The 20,512-nt window shown below is 61.1% G+C and carries 18 protein-coding genes, 1 tRNA gene and 1 pseudogene; 7 read left to right on the top strand and 13 right to left on the bottom strand.

All coding sequences use genetic code 11. The features are described 5' to 3' along the window. Positions 1 to 149 precede the first annotated feature (149 nt). From AB8B31_RS17395 to AB8B31_RS17385, 3 genes are all read left to right on the top strand, one after another. Positions 150 to 2,303, top strand: a complete 2,154-nt coding sequence (locus AB8B31_RS17395) for a putative bifunctional diguanylate cyclase/phosphodiesterase (RefSeq protein WP_028733485.1) — start codon at positions 150 to 152, stop codon at positions 2,301 to 2,303. A 449-nt stretch (positions 2,304 to 2,752) separates the two neighbouring features. Beyond that, a complete protein-coding gene (mnmA, locus tag AB8B31_RS17390) occupies positions 2,753 to 3,952 on the top strand; it encodes a tRNA 2-thiouridine(34) synthase MnmA (RefSeq protein WP_018243427.1) in 1,200 nt (399 codons plus the stop codon). A gap of 135 nt (positions 3,953 to 4,087) precedes the next feature. Further along, positions 4,088 to 4,164, top strand: a tRNA-Met gene (locus AB8B31_RS17385). A gap of 445 nt (positions 4,165 to 4,609) precedes the next feature. On the opposite strand, the gene AB8B31_RS17380 is transcribed toward AB8B31_RS17385, so the two are convergent. The 7 genes from AB8B31_RS17380 to pobA all read right to left on the bottom strand — a co-directional run bounded on the left by AB8B31_RS17380 (position 4,610) and on the right by pobA (position 11,796). Further along, positions 4,610 to 5,443 carry a VCBS domain-containing protein gene (locus tag AB8B31_RS17380; protein WP_028733483.1) on the bottom strand — a complete coding sequence of 278 codons (834 nt, stop codon included), beginning with the start codon at positions 5,441 to 5,443 and terminating at the stop codon, positions 4,610 to 4,612. A gap of 407 nt (positions 5,444 to 5,850) precedes the next feature. Then, positions 5,851 to 6,567, bottom strand: coding sequence for an ABC transporter ATP-binding protein (locus AB8B31_RS17375; RefSeq protein WP_028733482.1), 717 nt, complete (start codon positions 6,565 to 6,567; stop codon positions 5,851 to 5,853). Beyond that, on the bottom strand, positions 6,548 to 7,312 hold the full coding sequence (locus AB8B31_RS17370) for an ABC transporter ATP-binding protein (RefSeq protein WP_018445894.1): 765 nt from the start codon (positions 7,310 to 7,312) through the stop codon (positions 6,548 to 6,550). The genes AB8B31_RS17375 and AB8B31_RS17370 overlap by 20 nt, the downstream gene beginning before the upstream one ends. Beyond that, positions 7,309 to 8,313, bottom strand: a complete 1,005-nt coding sequence (locus AB8B31_RS17365; RefSeq protein ID WP_028733481.1) for a branched-chain amino acid ABC transporter permease — start codon at positions 8,311 to 8,313, stop codon at positions 7,309 to 7,311. The genes AB8B31_RS17370 and AB8B31_RS17365 overlap by 4 nt, the downstream gene beginning before the upstream one ends. A gap of 1 nt (position 8,314) precedes the next feature. Continuing rightward, positions 8,315 to 9,178, bottom strand: a complete 864-nt coding sequence (locus AB8B31_RS17360) for a branched-chain amino acid ABC transporter permease (protein ID WP_026230593.1) — start codon at positions 9,176 to 9,178, stop codon at positions 8,315 to 8,317. A 110-nt stretch (positions 9,179 to 9,288) separates the two neighbouring features. After that, on the bottom strand, positions 9,289 to 10,461 hold the full coding sequence (locus AB8B31_RS17355; RefSeq protein ID WP_028733480.1) for an ABC transporter substrate-binding protein: 1,173 nt from the start codon (positions 10,459 to 10,461) through the stop codon (positions 9,289 to 9,291). A 162-nt stretch (positions 10,462 to 10,623) separates the two neighbouring features. Beyond that, the gene (gene pobA / locus AB8B31_RS17350) at positions 10,624 to 11,796 is read right to left on the bottom strand and encodes a 4-hydroxybenzoate 3-monooxygenase (RefSeq protein ID WP_439007472.1); all 1,173 of its coding nucleotides are present in this window, start codon (positions 11,794 to 11,796) and stop codon (positions 10,624 to 10,626) included. Positions 11,797 to 11,913: 117 nt separating this feature from the next. Between pobA and AB8B31_RS17345 the strand changes: the two genes are divergently transcribed. Then, positions 11,914 to 12,804 (top strand): helix-turn-helix domain-containing protein, encoded by an 891-nt coding sequence (locus AB8B31_RS17345; protein WP_028733478.1) that lies wholly within the window; start codon positions 11,914 to 11,916, stop codon positions 12,802 to 12,804. 56 nt (positions 12,805 to 12,860) lie between these two features. Here the strand turns inward: AB8B31_RS17345 and AB8B31_RS17340 are convergent, their stop codons facing one another. From AB8B31_RS17340 to AB8B31_RS17320, 5 genes and pseudogenes are all read right to left on the bottom strand, one after another. Continuing rightward, positions 12,861 to 13,046, bottom strand: coding sequence for a hypothetical protein (locus AB8B31_RS17340; protein ID WP_028733477.1), 186 nt, complete (start codon positions 13,044 to 13,046; stop codon positions 12,861 to 12,863). Between the two features lie 202 nt (positions 13,047 to 13,248). Beyond that, a pseudogene (locus AB8B31_RS17335) lies at positions 13,249 to 13,572 on the bottom strand (phosphoketolase); the annotation flags it as partial. Between the two features lie 71 nt (positions 13,573 to 13,643). Next, positions 13,644 to 14,822 (bottom strand): acetate/propionate family kinase, encoded by a 1,179-nt coding sequence (locus tag AB8B31_RS17330; protein ID WP_028733474.1) that lies wholly within the window; start codon positions 14,820 to 14,822, stop codon positions 13,644 to 13,646. 284 nt (positions 14,823 to 15,106) lie between these two features. Beyond that, positions 15,107 to 16,678 (bottom strand): putative bifunctional diguanylate cyclase/phosphodiesterase, encoded by a 1,572-nt coding sequence (locus tag AB8B31_RS17325; protein WP_018243414.1) that lies wholly within the window; start codon positions 16,676 to 16,678, stop codon positions 15,107 to 15,109. Positions 16,679 to 17,125: 447 nt separating this feature from the next. Then, positions 17,126 to 17,680, bottom strand: a complete 555-nt coding sequence (locus AB8B31_RS17320; RefSeq protein WP_028733473.1) for a histidine phosphatase family protein — start codon at positions 17,678 to 17,680, stop codon at positions 17,126 to 17,128. 337 nt (positions 17,681 to 18,017) lie between these two features. Between AB8B31_RS17320 and AB8B31_RS17315 the strand changes: the two genes are divergently transcribed. From AB8B31_RS17315 to AB8B31_RS17305, 3 genes are all read left to right on the top strand, one after another. Further along, positions 18,018 to 18,227, top strand: coding sequence for a CbtB domain-containing protein (locus tag AB8B31_RS17315; RefSeq protein ID WP_003542661.1), 210 nt, complete (start codon positions 18,018 to 18,020; stop codon positions 18,225 to 18,227). A 117-nt stretch (positions 18,228 to 18,344) separates the two neighbouring features. After that, positions 18,345 to 19,091 carry a CbtA family protein gene (locus AB8B31_RS17310; protein ID WP_028733472.1) on the top strand — a complete coding sequence of 249 codons (747 nt, stop codon included), beginning with the start codon at positions 18,345 to 18,347 and terminating at the stop codon, positions 19,089 to 19,091. Positions 19,092 to 19,160: 69 nt separating this feature from the next. Next, positions 19,161 to 19,793: a hypothetical protein gene (locus AB8B31_RS17305; RefSeq protein WP_028733471.1), complete on the top strand. Its 633-nt coding sequence runs from the start codon at positions 19,161 to 19,163 to the stop codon at positions 19,791 to 19,793. Here AB8B31_RS17305 and AB8B31_RS17300 read toward each other — a convergent pair. Next, a complete protein-coding gene (locus AB8B31_RS17300) occupies positions 19,778 to 20,440 on the bottom strand; it encodes a sulfite oxidase-like oxidoreductase (protein WP_028733470.1) in 663 nt (220 codons plus the stop codon). The genes AB8B31_RS17305 and AB8B31_RS17300 overlap by 16 nt on opposite strands. Between the last annotated feature and the right edge of the window lie 72 nt (positions 20,441 to 20,512).

The following is a 20,512-nucleotide window of genomic DNA, read 5'->3' as shown; positions in this document are numbered from 1 at the left end:
CAATTCGAATGCGACATCGATCACCCGCAACGCACGATCGACGGAATTGTTCCAGGACGCCAAAATTATTTTATCGAGAGCCGAGATCGTGACAGCAGGCCGCCGCTTTGCACATTCTGAAGGCGGAAGCCTAAAGTTTAACCCTAAGTATGATTCTGATTTTATTTAACTTTTCTCGGTATATCCCTGGCATCGGCATCAACCGCACGCGAATTCCCATGGCCCCCTTGCAGAAGACCGAGCAGACCGAAGCATTAAACGACGACTTCCGGTCATTGTTTGCAACGCATCCGTCGCCGATGTGGGTCTATGATCCGGCATCGCTGCGCTTTCTTATCGTCAACGAGGCGGCGGCAGCACTTTACGGCTACGGCGCGGACGAATACCGGCGCATGACGGTTCTGGATATCCGCCCTGAGCATGAGCGGGAACGGATGGTCGACGCCGTCAGCGGCCGTACCGACATGGAAAAGGCGGAGCGTTGGGTTCACCTCAAGGCAAGTGGTGAGACCTTCGAAGTGCTGACCTATGGCCGAGAAGTGCGTTTCGAGGGCCGAGCGGCAATCCTGGCGATCGTGCAGGACCGCACCGAGGTCAATGCCGCCAGACGCCAGATCAGCGATACGCGCTCGCTTCTCGACAGCATCGTCGACAACCTGCCGGTCGGCGTCTTCGTCAAGGACATGGAAGCGGACGGGCTTTACGTTCTCTTTAACGAGGCCTGCGGCGACATTGTGGGCATGAGGGCGGAGCACGTGGTCGGCCGAACCGACCGGGCGCTGTTTCCCCCCAGTCAGACAGACGCCTTCCGCGAGCAGGATCGCCGGGCCTTCGAAGCCAATACGGCGATCAGCTTCGAGGAGAGCATGCTGCGCGCCGATGGTGTGCCGCGCCTCCTGCGCACCGTCAAGCGCGCCCTGCCGACGCCGGAGGGCCAAGCGCCGCGTTATCTGCTCGGCATCTCGCAGGACGTGACGGAGGAGCGCTCCGTCGAGGCAAAGCTTGCCCATCTCGCCATGCATGATCCGCTCACCAGCCTGCCGAACCGGGCGTCATTTTCCAAACATATCAACCGGCGGGCGGTCGAGGCGACCGCCGACAGCCCGATCGCATTGCTTTATATCGACGTCGATCACTTCAAGCATATCAACGACAGCAAGGGACATGCCGCCGGCGACGCGCTGCTTTGCCAAGTATCGGAGCGGCTGCTGCAGCTGGCGGAGGAGGGCGATCTCGTCGCCCGCCTCGGCGGCGACGAATTCGCCGTCGTACTGGAGCTCGACGAGCCGGAGCGGGCCGGGCGTTTTGCGCAACGGCTGCTCAAGGCGCTCAGCCGTGCCTTCGATCTCGACGGCGCTCGGGAGCATGTCACCTGCAGCATCGGCATCGCCTTGGCGCCGGATCATGCCGGCGACGCGGACGTGCTGATGCGGCATGCGGATCTGGCGCTCTATGCCGCCAAGGAGAGCGGGCGGTCGACCTATCGCTTCTACGAGGCGGAGATGCGGCTTGCCGCCGAGCGCCGGCACGTGATGACCGCCGAACTGTGGGAGGCGCTGGAGAAGCGCCAGTTCGAACTGCACTACCAGCCGATCGTGCAGCTCGATAATGACGGCATCGGCGGCTTCGAGGCGCTGATCCGCTGGCGCCATCCCAAGCGCGGGCTGGTGGCGCCGATGGAATTCATTCCGCTCGCCGAGGAGACCGGCCTCATCGTGCCGATCGGCGACTGGGTGATCCGGGAAGCCTGCCGCGCGGCCGCCGGCTGGCCCGCGCATCTGAGGATCGCCGTTAATCTCTCCGTCAGCCAGTTTCGGCATGCGAGCCTGCTTTCGACCGTGGTCGCGGCGCTCGACGAGACGGGTCTCAATGCTGACCGGCTTGAAATCGAAATCACCGAGTCCGTATTCCTGACCGATGCCGACCAAAGCTTGCCGCGGCTGCGCGCATTGAAGGAGCTCGGCGTTCGCATCGCCATCGACGATTTCGGCACCGGTTATTCGTCGCTGAGCTATCTCAGATCCTTCCCCTTCGACAAGATCAAGCTCGACCGTAGCTTCGTTTCGGGCATTGAGACGGATGCCGGCAATCTCGCCATCGTGCGCGCCGTCGTCGGCATCGGCTCCGGCTTCAACGCGACGACGCTGGCCGAAGGGATCGAGACGGAAGAGCAGTTGCAGAAGCTGCGCGCTGAAGGCTTCAGTGAGGTGCAGGGCTATCTGCTCGGCCGGCCGATGCCGCAGCACGAGGCAGAGGCGCTGATCCACGGCCGCGCTCTGAAGGCGGCTTCGTCACGCAGATAGAGTCGTTTAAGCGACAGCTGGGAGTGGCGTCCGAGGAAATGCGTGCCGCCGGATCCCATCAAGCATTCGTCATTTTGAGAAAGGTGGGCGAAGCCGCATAATTGTCGTGGGCTGGAAAGGAGGATGTTTATGAAACGCTTTTCATTCTCGATGATCGGACTGGCGCTCGTAACCGCCATCATCGCCAATCCGGGCATTGCATTCGCCTGCAACAAGCTGATCGGCACCTGAGCCGCACCCCCCGCTTCCAAGGCGCGGCTTTGGCTGCGCCTTCTCTTCACGCGGGAATGCGAAATATCGGTGCCCGAAGGCTGCCCCTTGCGCCCAAGGACAATCCTTTCTATATCGGTGCCTCATCGAGAGACGGCGGCCGATCCCGCCGGAGATCAGCAATCCGCCGCAATTGCAGCGCAAGGGCGGATCGTGACCGCGCAGAATTGGCACCATCGTTGAACACACTGGATTTTGACAAGAAGCCGGAAGAGACCCGTGTCGTCGTCGCCATGTCGGGCGGCGTCGATTCATCCGTTGTCGCTGGCCTTCTCAAACAGCAGGGTTACGACGTGCTCGGCATTACGCTGCAGCTTTACGATCATGGCGCCGCTGTTCACCGCGCCGGCTCCTGCTGCGCCGGCCAGGATATCGACGATGCGCGCCGCGTTTGCGAAACACTCGGCATCCCGCATTACGTGCTCGATTATGAAAAGCGATTTCGCGAGACCGTGATCAACCCCTTCGCCGAAAGCTATGTGGCGGGCGAAACGCCGATCCCTTGCGTTTCCTGCAACCAGACCGTCAAATTCGCCGATCTTCTGGCGACCGCCAAGGAGCTCGGTGCCGATGCACTGGCGACCGGCCACTATATCCGCTCGGGACCGAACCCTTCGCCCGAAAATCCCGGCCGCCGCGCGCTTTTCCGCCCTGCCGATGCCGACCGCGACCAGAGCTATTTCCTCTTCGCCACGACGCAGGAACAGATCGATTATCTCCGCTTTCCCCTGGGCGGCCTGCCGAAGGCCGAAACCCGCAGGCTCGCCGAAGAGATGGGCCTCGTCGTTGCCAAGAAGGCCGACAGCCAGGACATCTGCTTCGTGCCGCAGGGCAAATATTCGGACGTCATCACCAAGCTGAAGCCGAATGCGGCGCTCGCCGGCGAGATCGTCCATCTCGACGGCCGCGTGCTCGGCACCCATGAGGGCATTCTGCACTTCACGATCGGCCAGCGCCGCGGCATCGGCATCGCCACTGGCGAGCCGCTCTACGTCGTCTTTCTCGACGCCCGCTCGCGCCGCGTCATCGTCGGACCGAAGGAGGCGCTGGAAACGCACCGCGTCTACCTGCGCGACGTCAACTGGCTGGGCGACGAGACGCTTTCGGAAGCCGCCTCCGGCAACGGCTTTGCCTGCTACGCCAAGGTCCGCTCGACACGGGCGCCGGCACCCGCCGTGCTGCATATCGATGCAACAGGCACCTATGTCGATCTGACGGTCGGCGAGGCGGGCATCGCGCCCGGCCAGGCCTGCGCGCTTTATTCCGCCCCCGGCGACAACGCCCGCGTCTTCGGCGGCGGTTTCATCGAACGTTCCGAGCGTGAACCTTCGGCGGAAGCCTGCCTGAAGGCCCTCTTGGCCAGCCCGGTCGCCGCCTGAAACCGATAGGTAACGACGGCCGGCAAAGCCCACCGTTTTTCTCGATCATGCGCTTGACACAAAGCCGAAGCGCACCTTATAAGCCGCTCATCCCACGAACCGGCATCGCTTCGCGAGCGGGTATCGTTGACCAGTGGCGGAGTAGCTCAGTAGGTCAGAGCAGAGGAATCATAATCCTTGTGTCGGGGGTTCAAATCCCTCCTCCGCTACCATTTCCTTATTGCAGAATTAGCGATTTTTTCGGCTCGATTTTGAGCCGGTTCCGAAGGCCGTGGTAGCACATTGATCGCAGCGTCAAACGTCGCGGCGAGGGGACAAAAGCAGTTCGACCTCCTGCAGCATTTCCGCCAACGCCGAGGACAGGCCTATCTGTAGAGCGTCAAAAGCAATACAGGCATCTTCGTCGCCCAAAGGTGGGATGCGACAGCGATAATAATAGCCCATACGGCAAGCGAGAACATGACCGCCGCTAACCTCATCCCGACTGGTTGCATCATTTCCTCCATCCCAGCATAACCGTGCCTCCTCGCACGATCCCATGCTAGCAAGACGCAACCCGGTCAGCTATCGCAAGATATTGGTATCAGATAGCCACAGCAGGGCGAACTTGGCAAAGATGCAAAGATTTCGGCGATACGACGCCCCTTTCCCCCTCCGTCAAACGATGAAATGAAAGTTGTCGTATCGCGCGCCATAATAATCCGGGCCGCTCGTCTCTGTGATGACGGGCTCCGTGTCGAGCACCAGATAGTCGATGTCGCCGTAGGCGCTGAGATCGATCACTTGCGGGTCATGAATGCTGTCGGCGGTGACGTTGACCGTGACCAAGAATACGGTATCGCCGTTCAGCTTACCTTCGATCGTCAGTACGTTGTCATAGTCCGATGTGCCGTTTGCGACACTGAATTGCTCGATCTGAAAGTGACCGCCATCGGCGGCTTGGATGGGTGTCCAGAACACGCCGCCTGACAGATAATGGTTGCCGTCGGCTTCCTTCTGTACCGTTGCGTCGTCACCATCGTGCCAAGCACCCCAATCAAAGCCCTTGTAGCCCGTCGGGAAGTCGTATTTGCCGACATCCTCGAAATTGACGAACACGTCGCCATGTTCCGGCAAGTCGACCGCGATGTTGAGCAAGCCGAAATCGGTGGCGCCTTTGCCATCCGAGATCTTGAAATTGAACTGGTCGACGAGTTGGTCTCCCGGGCCGAGCGCTGATACCGCCGGGTTGGAGTGATCGAGTTCATACGTGTAGTTGCCGTTGGAATAGACGGTCAGCGTGCCGTATTTTCCCTCGACTGTGGTGGTCGTGGCGGGCCCGTTCGGATCGGCCGGTTGCGGAATGCGTTGTCCATTGACGAAGTTGAGACGCACCTGATCTCCGTCGGCATCCACCGAACTGGTATTGTCCAGGATGTTGCCGTCGATCGGGTTGTCGATGTTGAAAATAGGCTGGTATACGTCACCTGCGACCGGCTTGTGGTTTGCCATTTCTACCTCCCGTGTGATTTTCTGCTCGACTATGCAACCCTATCGGGTATCTGGCAACCAAAATTGAGGGAGCATCAGAGCAATTCCGCCCGTCAACGCCACACATTCCGGTCGATTACGGCTCAACTGTACAAGTAGAGGGAGCGGCATAAACGTCGATCCTGATTATGAACCAGGATTTACGTCTGATCTTACGTTGCTGCCGCTTCGTCGATCATGGTGTTTCTCGCCTTTTCAGGCGATCCATCAATTCGGCCAGCGGAAAACTTTCAGGCAGGATAATAATGACAGGTCAATCATGACGTCGTCATGACGATATACTGCATGAATTGCTCGGCGCGCCAAGAGCAATCTTGAAGGCGAGAGGGGAGCAATCAGCAGAGCCCGCGCTTCTGCCGATCATCCCATCAATGCAGGCCGCCGACCCCGAGCAGGCTCTCGACAGCCTCGTGATCCCTGGTGAGATTTTCCGGCGTTCCGGTCCAGGCCAGTCGTCCTCGTTCGAGAATGACGACCTGATCGGCGAAATCGAGCGCGCTCTGGATGCGTTGTTCGACCAGCACGATGGTCATGTCTCCTGTCTTGGCGAGGTCGGCGAAGGCAGCCATCAATTCCTCGCAGATAACGGGCGCAAGGCCTTCCAGCGGTTCGTCGAGCAACAGGACGGACGGGCGGCCGAGAATGGTGCGGGCCGTGGAGAGCATCTGCTGCTCGCCGCCGGAAAGCTGGCTGCCGAGATTGCGGCGGCGCTCCTTCAGGCGTGGGAACATCGCATAGGCTTCCTCCAGAGCCGTCTTCGGTCGCGCCTTCAAGCCAACGAAAAGGTTTTCTTCGACTGTCAGCGTCGGGAAGATGCAGCGTGCCTGCGGCACATATCCGAGGCCCTTATGCGCGCGCGTGGCGCTCGGTGCTGCGCTGACATCCGAATCGCCGAGGCGGATGCTGCCCTCGTATCGCCTGGTCTGGCCGGCAAGCGTTGCGAGCAGCGTGGTCTTGCCCATGCCGTTGCGGCCGAGCACGGCAAGCCGGGCGCCTGCCGGCACGGAGAAGGAAATGCCTTCGAGCACTCTTGTTGGCCCATATCCGGCCGACAGATTTTCGACCTCAAGCGATATGGCTGGCATTGGCATAGCTCCCGAGATAGGCCTCGCGCACGCGCGCATCCTTGGTGACGTCTTGAGGCAGGCCGTCGAAGATGATCGCGCCTGATGCAAGCACGATGACGCGTTTGGCAAAACGGAAGACGAGGTCCATGTCGTGTTCGATCATCAGCACGGCGAGATCGGCAGGCAGATCGGCCAGCGCCTGCTCGATGCGGCCGGTATCGCTTTGCGGCACGCCGGCTGCCGGCTCGTCGAGCAGCAGCACCTTCGGCTTCAGCGCCAGCGCTACGGCGATCTCGAGAAGCCGCTGCTGGCCATAGGCGATCTCGCTGACCTTGCGATGCATCAGGAAAGCCAGTCCGAGCTTTCCAAGGAGATCGTCGACCTCTGCCATGACATCGGGCATACGCAGGAAATTGCCGAACATGCGCCCGGTCTTCCCGTCGCGTTGAAGGACGGCAAGTCCCACATGTTCGGCCGGCGTCATGTCCTGGAAGAGCCGCGTCACCTGAAAGGAGCGGACAAGGCCGCGTCTGACCCTGCCGATCGCGTTGACCTTCGTCACCACCTCGCCGCCGAGGCGAACCTCGCCGGAATCGGGAGAGAGATTACCGGTCACGAGGTTGACGAAGGTGGTCTTGCCGGCGCCGTTCGGGCCGATCAACGCGATGCGATCGCCTGGGGACATCGTGAGCGAGACATCATTGGTGACGGCAAGGCCGCCGAAGGCTTTCTTGAGATTGGCGACTTCGAAGACCGGGCTCATGAGCGTTGCTCCCTGCGGCGGCTAACGAAGGCTGCTGATGTGCCATAGAGACCTTTCGGCGCAAAGAGCACGACGGCGATCAGCAGCGCGCCGACCATGGTCAGCCAATGGAAGGGATTGGCGGCGGAGACATAGTCCTCGAAGAGCATGAAGATGACAGTGCCGGAGAGCGCCCCGAAGAGAGAACCGGTTCCGCCGAGCACCAGCATAACAAGCGCTTCGGCCGACTGCGTGAAAGACAGGCTGTCGAGGCCGACGACCTGTGTCGAAATCGCATTCAAGGCGCCGCCGACACCGGCAACGGCGCCGGAGATCGCGTACATCCTGATCAGAGCGGCCTTCGGCGAAGCGCCCATGGCGCGGATGCGCAGCGGATCCTGCTTGATGGCGTGGCAGAGCATGCCGAAGGGCGAGCGGACCAGGAATCGTAGCAGCACAAAGACGATCAGCAGCAGCGCCATTCCGAAGAAGAAGGCGGTGTGACCGTAGAGATCGAATTCGAAGAGGCCGAAGACCGGGTCCGGCGCGATGCCGGAAAGTCCATCGCTGCCGCCTGTCCAAGACGAGGCCTTGTTGGCGAATTCATGGAAGAGGTTGATCAGCGCAATCGACAGCACCAGCTGCGGCAATCCATGTGCACGCAGGATGATGGCGCCGCAGAGCAGCCCGGCAAGCGCGCCGCCTGTGATGCCGGCCAGCATCATCAGCAGCGGGTCATTGATGCCGTAATGCGCCGACAGGATCCCGGCGGCATAGGCGCCGGAGCCGAAAAGTGCGGCATGGCCGAGCGTTGCCACGCCGCAATAACCGGTCACCAGATCGAGCGACAGGACGAGCAGCGCGATCGTGATCATCCGTGTCAAAAGCGCGAGATTGTCGGGGAAGGCAAAATAGCCGATCGCGGCAATGGCTATGATGACCGCTATTCCGGCGAGATCGCGGCTGATGAATCCGCGCCGATGCTGGAGACGTTGGTTTTCGTCGTTCATGACAAGCGCCATCTTATTTCGCCCTTCCGGCAAGGCCGCGTGGGAAGACGCAGATGATTGCGATCACGGCGAGATAGAAGAAGAATTCGCCGAATTCCGGCATCAGATACCGCCCGGTCGTATCGATCGCGCCCAGCAGCAGACAGGCAATCAGCGCGCCCGGAATGGAACCCGCGCCGCCGACGGAGACGACGACCAGGAAGGTGACCATGTAGCGCAGCGCATAATAGGGTTCGACGGGCAGGAGTTCGGCGCCGACCACGCCACCGAAGGCGGCAAGCCCGACGGCAACGGCAAAGCTCACCGCATAGATGATCTCGGTGCGCACGCCGAGTGCCGCAGCCATTGCCGCATCATCGACGGAGGCGCGCAGCTTGACGCCGAAGCTGGTCCTGTCGATCGCGAACCAGAGGGCGAGCGCCACAGCCAGGCCGCAGAGGATGACGAAAAGCCGGTGAACGGGAATGGTGCGGAAGCCGAGATCGGCCGATCCCTGCAGCGCACCGGCAAGCGGTATGGTCTTCAGCGTTGGCCCCATCATATAATTGGCGATGCCGATAACGCAGAAGGTGATGCCGATCGTCATCAGCACCTGGGTCAGTTCCGGCGCGCCATAGATCCGGCGGAAGAGAAAACGCTCGATCGGAATGGCGACGATGATGGTGATGACAACGGCGGCGATGACTGCCGTGGCATAACCAAGGCCGAGGTCGCGGGCGACATAGGAGGCGATATAGCCGCCGATCATCGCGAAAGCGCCGTGAGCGAGGTTAACGACACGCATCAGCCCCATGGTCACCGAAAGGCCGATCGATATGACGAAGAGCACCATGCCATAGGCAAAGGCATCGACGGCTATGCTGAAGACTGTCTGCATGGACATACCTTGCTTCGATGCGACGGGCTCGACGCCTTCGGGCAGTCCGGAGAGATCGGAAGTCTGCCCGAAGCACTGCCCAAGCCCGTCGCATGTTGTGATGCTCGATGTTACTTGACGGCCGCCAGGCCCGGATCGCCCTGCTTCTCGAAGGTCTGAACCTCCTTGTTGATGTAGGTCCCGTCATCGGCCTTGGTGACTTCGCGCAGATAGATGTTCTGTGTGATGTGGCGGCTTTCGGGATCGATCGAAACCGGCCCGCGCGGGCTGGTCCAGGCAAGGCCCTTGACCGCATCGACGGCCTTTTCAGCATCCTGCTTGCCGCCCGTCGCCTCGATCATCTTGTAGATGACATACATGCCGTCATAGGAGCTGACCGCGGGGAAGGAGAGTTCGGCCTTGTTGCCGATCGCTTTGGTCGCCGCCTCGACGAAAGCCTTGTTCTCCGGAGAATCGTGCGACACGGCATAGTGGAAGGTCGTCTGGATGCCGAGTGCCGCATCGCCGAGCGCCGGCAGATCGGATTCCTGGGTCAGATCGCCCGGCGCGAAGAACTTGATGCCGGCCGTCTTCAGGCCATTGTCGTTGTAAGCCTTGACGAAGCCGAGTGTCGTCGGACCTGACGGCAGGAAGGCGAAGACGCCCTCGGCGCCGGAATCCTTGATGCGCTGCATGATCGGGCTGAAATCGTTGGTCGCAAGCGGCATGCGGATTGCCTCGACCACCTGACCTCCGGCCTTTTCGAAGCCGGCCTTGAAGGCATTCTCGGCGTCGATGCCGGGGCCGTAATCGCTGACGACCGAAATCACCTTCTTGACGCCGGCATCGAAGGCGACCTTGGCGATCGGCGTCGAGGTCTGCCAGGTGGTAAACGAGGTGCGGACGACAAGCGGGCTCTTGGTGACGATCGCCGAGGTGGCGGCGTTCATGATGACCATCGGCACGTTGCCCTGCTTCAGGATTGGCGTCACCGCCATCGCATCGGGGGTGAAATAGAAGCCGGCCAGATACTGGACCTTCTCCTTGACGATCAGTTCCTGCGCCAGGGCCTTGGATTGGGCGGGATCGGCCTGCGGCACGTCGCGATAGACGATCTCGACCGTGTCGCTGCCGACCTTGTTGCCGTTGACCGCCATATAGGCGTCGATGCCGGCCTTGAAGTTCTTGCCCTGCAGCGCGAACGGACCGGAGAACGGGCCGATGACGCCGACCTTGATGGTGTCTGCATAGGCCGTGCCGCTGAGCACGACGGCCGCAACGGCGGCCAGAAATAGCTTCTTCATTCTCTCTCTCCCTTTTTGGCGCACTCCCGCGCCGTATTCGCTAGCCGCCCAAAATTGAGCGTTAGCTTGTCATGCGAAATGGTGATGTAAAATGAAATAAATGCCGTAATCCATGACCTAGCGATTATGATTGTGCATCGAAGATGCGGAATTATCCTCGTCTCAGAATGGTAATCCCACATAATTCTCCGCGAGCGCCGTCGAGGCGGCGCGGGAATGGGTGAGATAGTCGAGCTCCGCCTCCTGGATTTTCTGGTCGAAATCACCGGTATCGGGAAAACGATGCATCATCGTCGTCATCCACCAGGAAAACCGCACGGCTTTCCACACACGGGCGAGCGCCTTATGCGAGTAAGCGTCAATGCCACTATTCGAGCCTTCGCGGTAATGCTCGATCAGCCCGGAGAAAAGGTAATGGACGTCGCTGGCGGCAAGGTTCAATCCCTTGGCCCCGGTCGGCGGGACGATATGGGCAGCGTCGCCGACCAGGAAAAGCCGGCCGAAACGCATCGGTTCGGCAACGAAGGAGCGCAGCGGCGCAATCGATTTCTCGAAGGACGGCGCGGTCGCCAATGCCTCGGCATGATGCGTCGGCAGCCGCCGTCTCAATTCGTCCCAGAAGCGATCGTCGCTCCAGTCCTCGATCTTCTCGTCGAGCGTACATTGGATGTAGTAGCGGCTGCGGGTGGCCGAGCGCATCGAACAGAGCGCAAAGCCCCTTGGATGGTTGGCGTAGATCAGCTCATGGCTGACGGGCGCCACGTCGGCCAGGACCCCCAGCCAGCCGAAGGGATAGACCTTCTCGAAACTCCTGATCGCGCGTTCCGGGACGGCCTTGCGGCTGGCGCCGTGAAACCCGTCGCAGCCGGCGATGAAGTCACAATCGATGCGCTTGGCAACACCGTCTTTCACATAGGTGACGAAGGGAGAAGGGCCGTCGAAGTCGTGCGGCGCGACATCGACGGCATCGTAGATCGATAAGGAGCCGCTTACTTCGCGCCGCTCCATGAGATCGCGCGTCACTTCGGTCTGTCCGTAGACGGTGACGCGCCTGCCGCCGGTCAATTCGTGAAGGTCGATGCGATGGTCGCGTCCGTCGAAGGCCAGCGAGAAACCGTCATGCGGCAGCCCCTCGGCATGCAGCCTCGCGCCTGATTTGGCCTGATCCAGCAGCCCGACGGTGCCTTCCTCCAGAACGCCGGCACGAACCCGGCCGAGGATGTAATCCTTGTTCACACGATCGAGGATGACATTGTCGATGCCGGCTTCGGTCAGAAGCTGGCCGAGCAGCAGGCCGGATGGCCCCGAACCGATGATGGCGACCTGAGTTCGCAAATGCTGCCTCCCTGCATTTTTGCGTTTTGCCAGATTCTGCCGTGCCGCGCTTGCCGCAGCAATGGACATCCCAACCTAAAAATTGCACTAATCGAACATTGGTGCGGGAGGAGCCCCATGAGCAGACATATCCCTACCTACGAACTCTACGGCGAAAAGACCGGGCGAGAACCGGATTTTTGGGTGCATTGCGAAACAATTCGCTCCCGCAGCAGTTTGCATCACTGGGAGATCCGTCCGCACCGCCACGAGAGTTTCTTTCAGATATTGTACATCGAAAGCGGTTCGGGTGATGCGATCTTCGGCGAAATAAGCCACGCTATCCGTCCGCCCGCCATCATCACCGTGCCGCCCGGGCTTAATCACGGCTTTCGTTTTTCACGCGATATCGACGGCCTGGTGATCACCCTGTTGAGATCCCATCTCAGCCATCCGCCCGGCGACCGAAGCCAGCTCGGCGAATGGCTGGCGGCGCCGCATCTGACGCCGCTCGATCCCGATCATGCCGAGGCCGTCTATGTCATGCAGACGTTGAAGCGGCTGGGCGACGAATTCGAAAACCGCCGCAGCGGCCGCAATGAGGCGTTGGCCGCCTATGTCGCCCTGGCGCTACGGCTGACGGCAAGGATTTCCCATGAGGGGAATACGCATGAACTTCCGCTCAACGAGAACGAGCGGCGGATGGAAATACTGAGCGAGCTCATTCAGCAGCATTTTCGATCGCACAAGCCCGCGTCTTTCTATGCCAGAGAGCTTGGGGTTTCGCCGACGCATCTCACCCGCATCGTCCGGTCGATGACCGGCAACACTCCCCACGAACTGATCGCCGGTAAGCTCGTCGAAGAGGCGAAACGCCAGCTCGTTTTTACGCTGGGCAGCGTTCAGGAGATCGGGTTTCGGCTCGGCTTTGCCGATCCCGCCTATTTCTCGCGCTTCTTTTTTAAGTATACGGGAGAAACGCCGCGGGTCTGGCGCATGAAGGAAAAAGTCCGGCTCGAACGTGCATAGGGTTTCGGCATTCCGGGTGCGACGCGTTCGCGGAGGGTCGCCCGGTGGGGATCGCCTTACCAGGCTTCGACGCCGTCTTCCGTGTTGCGGGGGCGTTCGTCGGTGCGGGTCTCGTATGCCTCGCGTTCCCCAGCTGGCTTGACGGTATCGGCTGAGCCATCCGGCCGGGCTTCGGGCGTCATGTAGAAAGCGAGCGCCTTTTCCAGCCGGGCGGCGGTGAGCGTGGCAGCGAAACCCTTCATGTCGTTTCCTCGGTCAGTGGCTTAGAGCTTTCCCAAGACACATAGCCTACGATATGGCCATTCTGGAACAGCGCCCTGATCGTTTTCACCAACTTTAGACCGTCGCTTGACGATTGCTCCCGCCGGATAATCTTCTCCGACCAGGTCCGCGCGACTCTGTTTGGTTTTGGCTTCACGCCGTCGGCCATGTCCAGTTCCGCACAATCTCGCTGTAGATGCCTTCGAGATAGGTGTTGGCGACCATGCCCGGCCCGCCATGGCCGGGGCCGCACATGTAGATGATATCGAGGTCGCGGGCGCGGATCAGGCGGTTCAGATGCGCATAGATGAAGTTGAGGCCGGGTGTCGTGCCCCAATGGCCGAGCAGGCGGGGCTTGATGTGCTCTGGTTTCAGCGGCTCGCGCAGCAGCGGATTGGACAGCAGATAGATCTGGCCGATGGAGAGATAATTGGCGGCGCGCCAATAGCGGTCGATCAGAGTGAGTTCGGCATCGGTAAGAGCGGCGGTCGAGACATGCTTTTCCATGGGTTTCTCCCGTTCGAAAATGTCTTCAACGTCAATTCTACCGGCGGATGCCGGCAAGCTGTTGATCTGGATCACCCGCCGCGAAGAAGAGACAGCGCCTCGTCAGCGATGACCTGTTCCTCATCGGTGGCGATGACATGGGTGGCGATGCGGCTTTCCCTGGTGCTGATCGTAAAATCATTGGCGGCATTGGCCTTTTCGTCGATTGCAAGGCCAAGCCAAGACAGCCGCTTGGCCACGCCGGCGCGGATCTCCGGTTGATGTTCGCCGATGCCGGCGGTGAAGACGATGGCGTCAAGCCCCTTCAGCGTTGCCGCCATGCGGCCGATTTCGCCGGCAATGCGCAGTGTGAAGAGGTCGATCGCCTGGCGCGCCTGCGGCCGGCCGTCCTTCAACAGCTCGCGTGTATCGGCGCTGATGCCGGAGACGCCAAGCAGGCCGGATCGGTGATAGAGCAGGTCTTCGATCTCCTCGAAGGACTGTTTCCTCTGACCGGCCAGATGCAAGATGACGCCGGGATCGAGCCAGCCGGGGCGCGTCGCCATCGGGATGCCATCGAGCGTCGAAAAGCCCATGCTGCAATCGCGGCTGATGCCGCCATCCAATGCACAGAGGCTCGCGCCGCTGCCGAGATGGGCGACGACCACCTTTGCCGCGCGCGGCGCCTTGCGGCGAAGCTCTCCGGCGATGAATTTATAGGAAAGGCCGTGGAAGCCGTAACGCTTGATGCCCTCGTCATGCAGCGCGCGGGGAATGGCGAAGCGGCGAACGAGATCGTCCTGCGTGGAGTGGAAGGCGGTGTCGAAGGAGGCGGTCTGGGCAAGATGCGGTTTCAGATGCTTGAGCGCGCGGATGAAACGCAGCGCCTGCGGTTGGTGCAAGGGCGCAAGCGGGGTCAGCGCATCGATGGCATCGATTGCGGTGGCGTCGAGGGCGATCGCCCTGGTGAAGCGGTCGCCGCCATGGACGACGCGGTGGCCGGCAGCGTGCGCGGCGGTCATGTCGAAATGATCGGCGAGAAGCGCGAAAGTCTCATCGATGACGCCGTGCAGATCTTCTGTCACCTCGGCCTTCATCGGAATCTCGAAGGTCTGCGGCCCTTTCGTCAGGCCGAGCGACAGCGGTTCGGCGCGGAAATCGATCACGCCCTTGCCGATGCGCCGTGCCTTGCCGCCGTCTATCGCGAAGATGCCGATCTTAACGGTCGAGGAGCCGGTGTTGAAGGTCAGCAGCAGGCCGGTCGATGACATGTCTTCTAAGACTCCGCGCGGGTGTGAGATGACCGAACTTAGCGTCGGATGTCCAGGCGGGAAGGATTTATTCGCTCGGGGCGCGCTTTGTTGCTGCATAGACAACCATCGTCCGCCGCTTGGGATCATAACGCGGCATCTTTTATGGAGGCGAGGGTACCAGGCGCATCACCGTCAATATCGTCGGACATCAGTGCTTACGGGCGGTTCTGACGCTGCCGGCCTCGATCGCGATCGCCTTCGTGCTCTTCGTGATCATGCGTCAGGTTTTTTAGGGCGTCCCGTCAGGCCGTGGAGGCCAGGCTGGCATTGCGATCGCTGATGAAGATGCCCGCCTCGGCGGCGGGCATCGCCTTGCCGAAGAGATAGCCCTGGCCGATGTCGCAGCCGAGCTGCAGCAGGAAGGCGAGCTGGCCGTGCTCCTCGATGCCTTCCGCAGTCGTCTTGATATTGAGGCTCCTGCCGAGGCCGAGCATGGCGCGGACGATCTTTTCCTGGCGTTCTTCGTCGCGATAGGTGGCGATGAAGCTTTTGTCGATCTTGATCTTGTCGAATCGATAGCGGGCGAGCTGGGCGAGGCTCGAATAGCCCGTGCCGAAATCGTCGAGTGCGATCTGGATGCCGGCGGCATGCAGTTCGTCGAGTATGAGGGCGGCGACGGCGGGATCCTGGATCAGCGCGTTTTCGGTGATCTCCACTTCCAGGCGCTGCGGTGGCAGCCGGCTTGCCGAAAGCACCTTGAGAATGCGCGACGTCAGCAATCTGTCTTCCATCTGCACCGGCGAGACGTTGAAGGACAACGTCACATGCTCCGGCCAGGTGAGGGCGTCGCTGCAGGCCTGGGCAAGAAGATCCTCGAACAATGCGGTGATCATGCCGGTTTCCTCGGCGATATCGATGAAGACCGGCGGCGGGATGTTGACGCCGTCGTCGCCGATCCAGCGCGCCAGCGCCTCGAAGCCGCAGAGCTGGCCGGTCTTCAGGTCGATCAGCGGCTGATAGAAGGGCTTGATCGCCTTGTTGGAGATTGCGGCGCGCAGCCTGGTTTCCAACGCGGCGCGTTCCGTAACTTTGTCCTGCATCGAAGGTTCGAAGACGAAATAATGGTTGGGCCCGCGTGATTTCGCCTCGTACATGGCGAGGTCGGCACGGTGGGCGGCATCTTCCAGCGGTTCGGCTTCCTCGACCCAGCGGTCATAGCCGACGCTAGCGCCGACTTCGACGGCAAAACCATCGATATGGATCGGCCGGGTGACGGCCTGGATCAGCAGCCTGGCAAAACGCTCCTCGCGCTGCGCCGTCAGGGCGAAGGCGACGATGATGAATTCGTCGCCGCCGAAGCGGTAGACGCAATCGGCATTGCCGAGCGCGCAGATGCGTCTGGCAACCTCGATCAACAGGATGTCGCCGCCCTTGTGGCCGACGAGGTCATTGACCTTCTTGAAGCCGTCGAGGTCGACGGAGAAGATGGTGACGTTGCGGTCCCACTCCTCGATCTCCGCCTCGTCGTCCTTGATCGGCCGTGAGAGGATCTTGCGCTCGAAGGCGTAGCGGTTCGGCAGCTTGGTCAGATGGTCGTGGGTTGCGGTCCAATCGGCCTTCGACTGGGCGGTGGCGCGCAGTTCCATTTCCTTACGCAGATCGGCGATGCGCAGGACCGAATAGATGAAGCTCATGGCGCCGGCGATGCCGAGCGCCAGAACGAGCTTGTCGGCGCCGTACTCGCCGAAGCCGATCATGAAGGAGACCAGGCTGTCGTCGAGCTGCAACAGCGTGCCGAGGAGCCAGAGGGTTACCCCAAATCCGACGATCGACACGCATTGCCTTCCGGCCCTGCTTTGGAAAAACACCGGCATTATGCCTTCTCCATCTCCCACCATTCGCGGAGATATCACGAAAGTCTGAATGTTTGTTGAAACCAGAAGGCGAATTATCGGAGGCAGCAGCCTGTTGCTGTGCCGCTGAGAGACCGACGGGCTTGGGGGAATCTGGGCGTCGTCGTGGGCGATCCCGGTTCAGGAGACCAGTCGACGCGGGAAAGAACGAAGGCGAGCGTGCTAATGCATCGCTCGCCCTTTCTCGTGCTTCAGGCGGTGGCGATCAGCAGCGGAACGCTGACGATGAGACCAACCAGAACCGTGACTGTGGCGAGACGCATGTAACGCAGCCGTCGCGTGCGCTCGCCACTCCAATCATATGTCATTCTTCCATCTCCTTGGGACAAGGAAGTAGTCCCCGCCAAACCGGGTTCAACAGAGATGACGCGATTTGCTTGTGCAAGGCTGGATAAGAATCAGCAGTTTCTAATGCTGGAAGCGCAGCGACCAGCGCAGTCCGTTGCTGGTCATGCGAACGATGGCGAGCGGCTCGACGTCGCTCAGCCAGAAAGAGGAGAGCGGCGCCTGAAGCACATGGGTGACCGCCGCCCGGATGACGGCCGCGTGGCTGACGGCGATCACATGGCCGCCGAGGGCGGATTCACTGTCCATCCAGCCGGCGACGCGGGTGCGCAGATCAACAAAGCTCTCGCCGCCATGCGGGGCCGCTTCCGGATCGCTCATCCAGGCCATGAGGTTCTCCGGCTCTTCGGCCTCTATCGCCGCGATCGACCTGCCGGCCCACCGGCCATGGTCGCAGTCACGAAGTGCGAGGTCTATCCTGGCTTCGAGGTGGAGCGCTTCCGCTGTCTGGCGGGCACGCAAAGCGGGGCTCATGGCAATGCGGTCGGCGCGCGGCGGGGCGGCCATTTTGCCGGCTTCTTCCGCCGCCTTGCCTTCCAGCGGTTCGTCGAGCGGGAACAGCGCCTTGCGGTTCGCCGTCGTCGCGCCGTGGCAGATCCAGGTGAGGCGCGTGTTCACGGTCGTTCTGATCTCCCGGAATGCGGCTCCGGCGCCGCGCGCCTTTTCGGGAGGCGCAAGGGACGCTGTAGCAGTTTGAATGGCTCCATAATCTATCCCTGAATCAATTCCGATTTAAGGAATTATGCAGCAGGACGCCTCTCTGCCGGCTTGTGAAGTTTCGTTGACAGTCTCTTCGGCGTGCAGATATAACCGTGCTGTTGCGGGTTTGGAAGCCGGTGTAAGCCCGGCGCGGTCGCGCCACTGTGACCAGCGTGTCGAAAGTTCTTCGCGCTGGAAGTCAGACCCTACTGCACAAGCACTCTTTCGACTGAACGCGTCATTCCCGGAGGAATATATGTCTGACACCACATTCGCGCCCGTTGCGGTACCGGCGCCGATCCCTGTAGGCGAGATCCTGCCCTGGGCGATCTTTGGCGGCCTGCTGATGCTGATCGTCCTCTATTTCGTCGGCACCGAGGAAGGCGCGATGGCGCTGTTCAACGGCATGTATGTGCACGAATTCGTGCATGACGGCCGTCATCTCCTCGGCTTTCCCTGCCACTAAAGCGCGTCGCGATCTTTCAGATTCGCTCGTCGCGCTTTAGGTTTTCGTTTTTACGCATGTCGTTATCGCAAAACCGCTGCACACTTTTGCGCGACATGCTTTAAGGGAGTTCCTGACATGGTTGGAAACCTTCTGCTTCGCGGCATGCTCGCGGGCCTGATTGCTGGCATCCTCGTTTTCGCTTTCGCCCATACTTTCGGTGAGCCGCTGGTCGATGCGGCGATCGCCTTCGAGGAGGCAAGCGCCCAGGCGGCCGGCGAAGCTGCCGAACCTGAAATCGTCAGTCGCGCCACGCAGGCCGGTCTCGGCCTTTTCACCGGCGTCATGGCCTACAGCGTCGCTGTCGGCGGGCTCTTCGCACTTGCCTTCGCTTTCGTACACGGCCGTTTCAGCAGCCTTTCGGCGCGTGGCACCTCAGCCGTCATCGCCATTGCCGCCTTCGTGGCGATCGTCATCGTTCCCAGTATCAAGTATCCGGCCAACCCGCCGGCGGTCGGCAATCCCGACACGATCGGCGTCAGGACCGAGTTGTTCTTCCTGATGATCGTCGTCTCGCTCGCAGCCCTGATTGCCGCGGTGGCGCTGTCTCGCCGCCTTTCCGAGCGCTTCGGTCTCTGGAATGGCGCGATCATCGCCGGCATTGTCTATCTCGTCTTCATCGGCGTCGTGCTCTATCTGCTGCCGCCGATCAACGAGGTGCCGGAGAACTTCTCGGCGATGGTGCTCTGGCGGTTCCGCACGACCTCGCTTGGCATGCATGTGATCCTCTGGGCAGCCTTGGGGCTGGCCTTCGGAGCGCTTGCCGAAAAGCGGCTTGCAGTTAAGGGCGGGCAACGAGGTCGGCCGGCAACGGCATTTCACTGAAAGCATCGAAGGGCGCCGCTTTGCCGGCGCCCTGAACTTTGGGAGCTAGCCCGACTTTTTCGAGCGAGTATGAAAAGCAGCAGAACCACACCACTCCTGTCGGCGGCGTTAATCACGGCCGCCTTTTTGTGTGTGGTTGCCGGAAGCGCTTCTGCTCATAGCCGCAGCGATGGCGGCAGCCATGCAGGCCTCAATATCCCGGAGATTTCCCATGGCGAGATGGCTGTCATGTTTGACTATCGCAGTGGGATTATCGACCTTGCATCCCGCGCAGTCGATACGAACGAGCCGTTCCGGCGCGTTCTGAACTATGCCGAAATCCAGTATTCCTACTGCCTATGGGGCCGGATGCCGGGCAGTGTGACCGATGAGCAAAGCCCGTTCAACGAATGCGCCCATGCCTATCTCCCGGCGGCCAAGGCGGTCTTGCTTTCGATGCGTGAGATGCCGCGGGAGAGAGCTGCGGCGGATGAAATCATTTCCGCGGTCGATGCCGATATGGTGCGGCGCGGTCTTGCGCTCATCACCTGTCGGTTCAGCGGCGAGGCCTTCAACACCGCTGACATCATCAAGCCACGCTGGAGCGGGATACCATTCCATGCCGCCAGCATGGCGTCGATGACGGGGCTTGCCTCCTTGTTCGGCCTTGGCGTGTTTGCGCTTCGCCGTTTCTCGCGGCCGAAAGCTCAATCGTCGGAATAGCGCTGCTCGCGCCAGGGATCGCCATAGATGTGATAGCCGTTCTTTTCCCAGAAGCCGGCCTGGTCGGCGGGCATCAGCTCGATGCGGCGCAGCCATTTGGCGCTTTTCCAGAAATAGAGATGCGGCACGACGAGGCGCATCGGGCCGCCGTGCTCCGGCGTCAGCGGCAGGCCTTCCCAGGCGGTGGCAAGGATCGCGTCTTCGGCGGCGAAATCGGAAAGCGGCAGGTTGGTGGTATAGCCGTCATAACTTGTCAGCATGACGTAAGCTGCTTCCGGCTTGGGCATGGCGAGATCAAGCAGATCGCGCGTCGAAACGCCCTTCCATTTGTTGTCGTAGCGCGACCAGGTGGTGACGCAGTGGATATCGCTGACCCCAGTGCTCTGCTCGATCGCCTGGAAGGCAGTCCAGGTGAGGGTAAGCGGCGTTTCGACGAGGCCGCGCATCTCGAGCCGCCAGGAATCTGTGGAGATGACAGGCTGCTGGCCGAGATCGAGCACCGGCCAGTTCTTGACAAGGTGCTGGCCAGGCGGCAGGCGCTCGGCTTCGGGACGGCTGATGCGGCCGGTCAGGAACTTGCCCTCGGCCGCCCAACGGCGCTTGGATGTGGTGAGCTTGCTGTCGGCGGGCGTCTGGTCGTCGCTCATGGGCGGGGCCTCCTTGCGGTGCAGCAATAGCACATCCGCCCCTGCCGGGTGTCAAGTTTCGGCAGGCCCTTG

Source organism: Rhizobium sp. 62_C5_N11_2, from assembly GCF_051811185.1.
In the GTDB taxonomy this organism is placed as follows: domain Bacteria; phylum Pseudomonadota; class Alphaproteobacteria; order Rhizobiales; family Rhizobiaceae; genus Rhizobium; species Rhizobium leguminosarum.
This window is presented reverse-complemented; position numbering and strand designations above follow the sequence as displayed.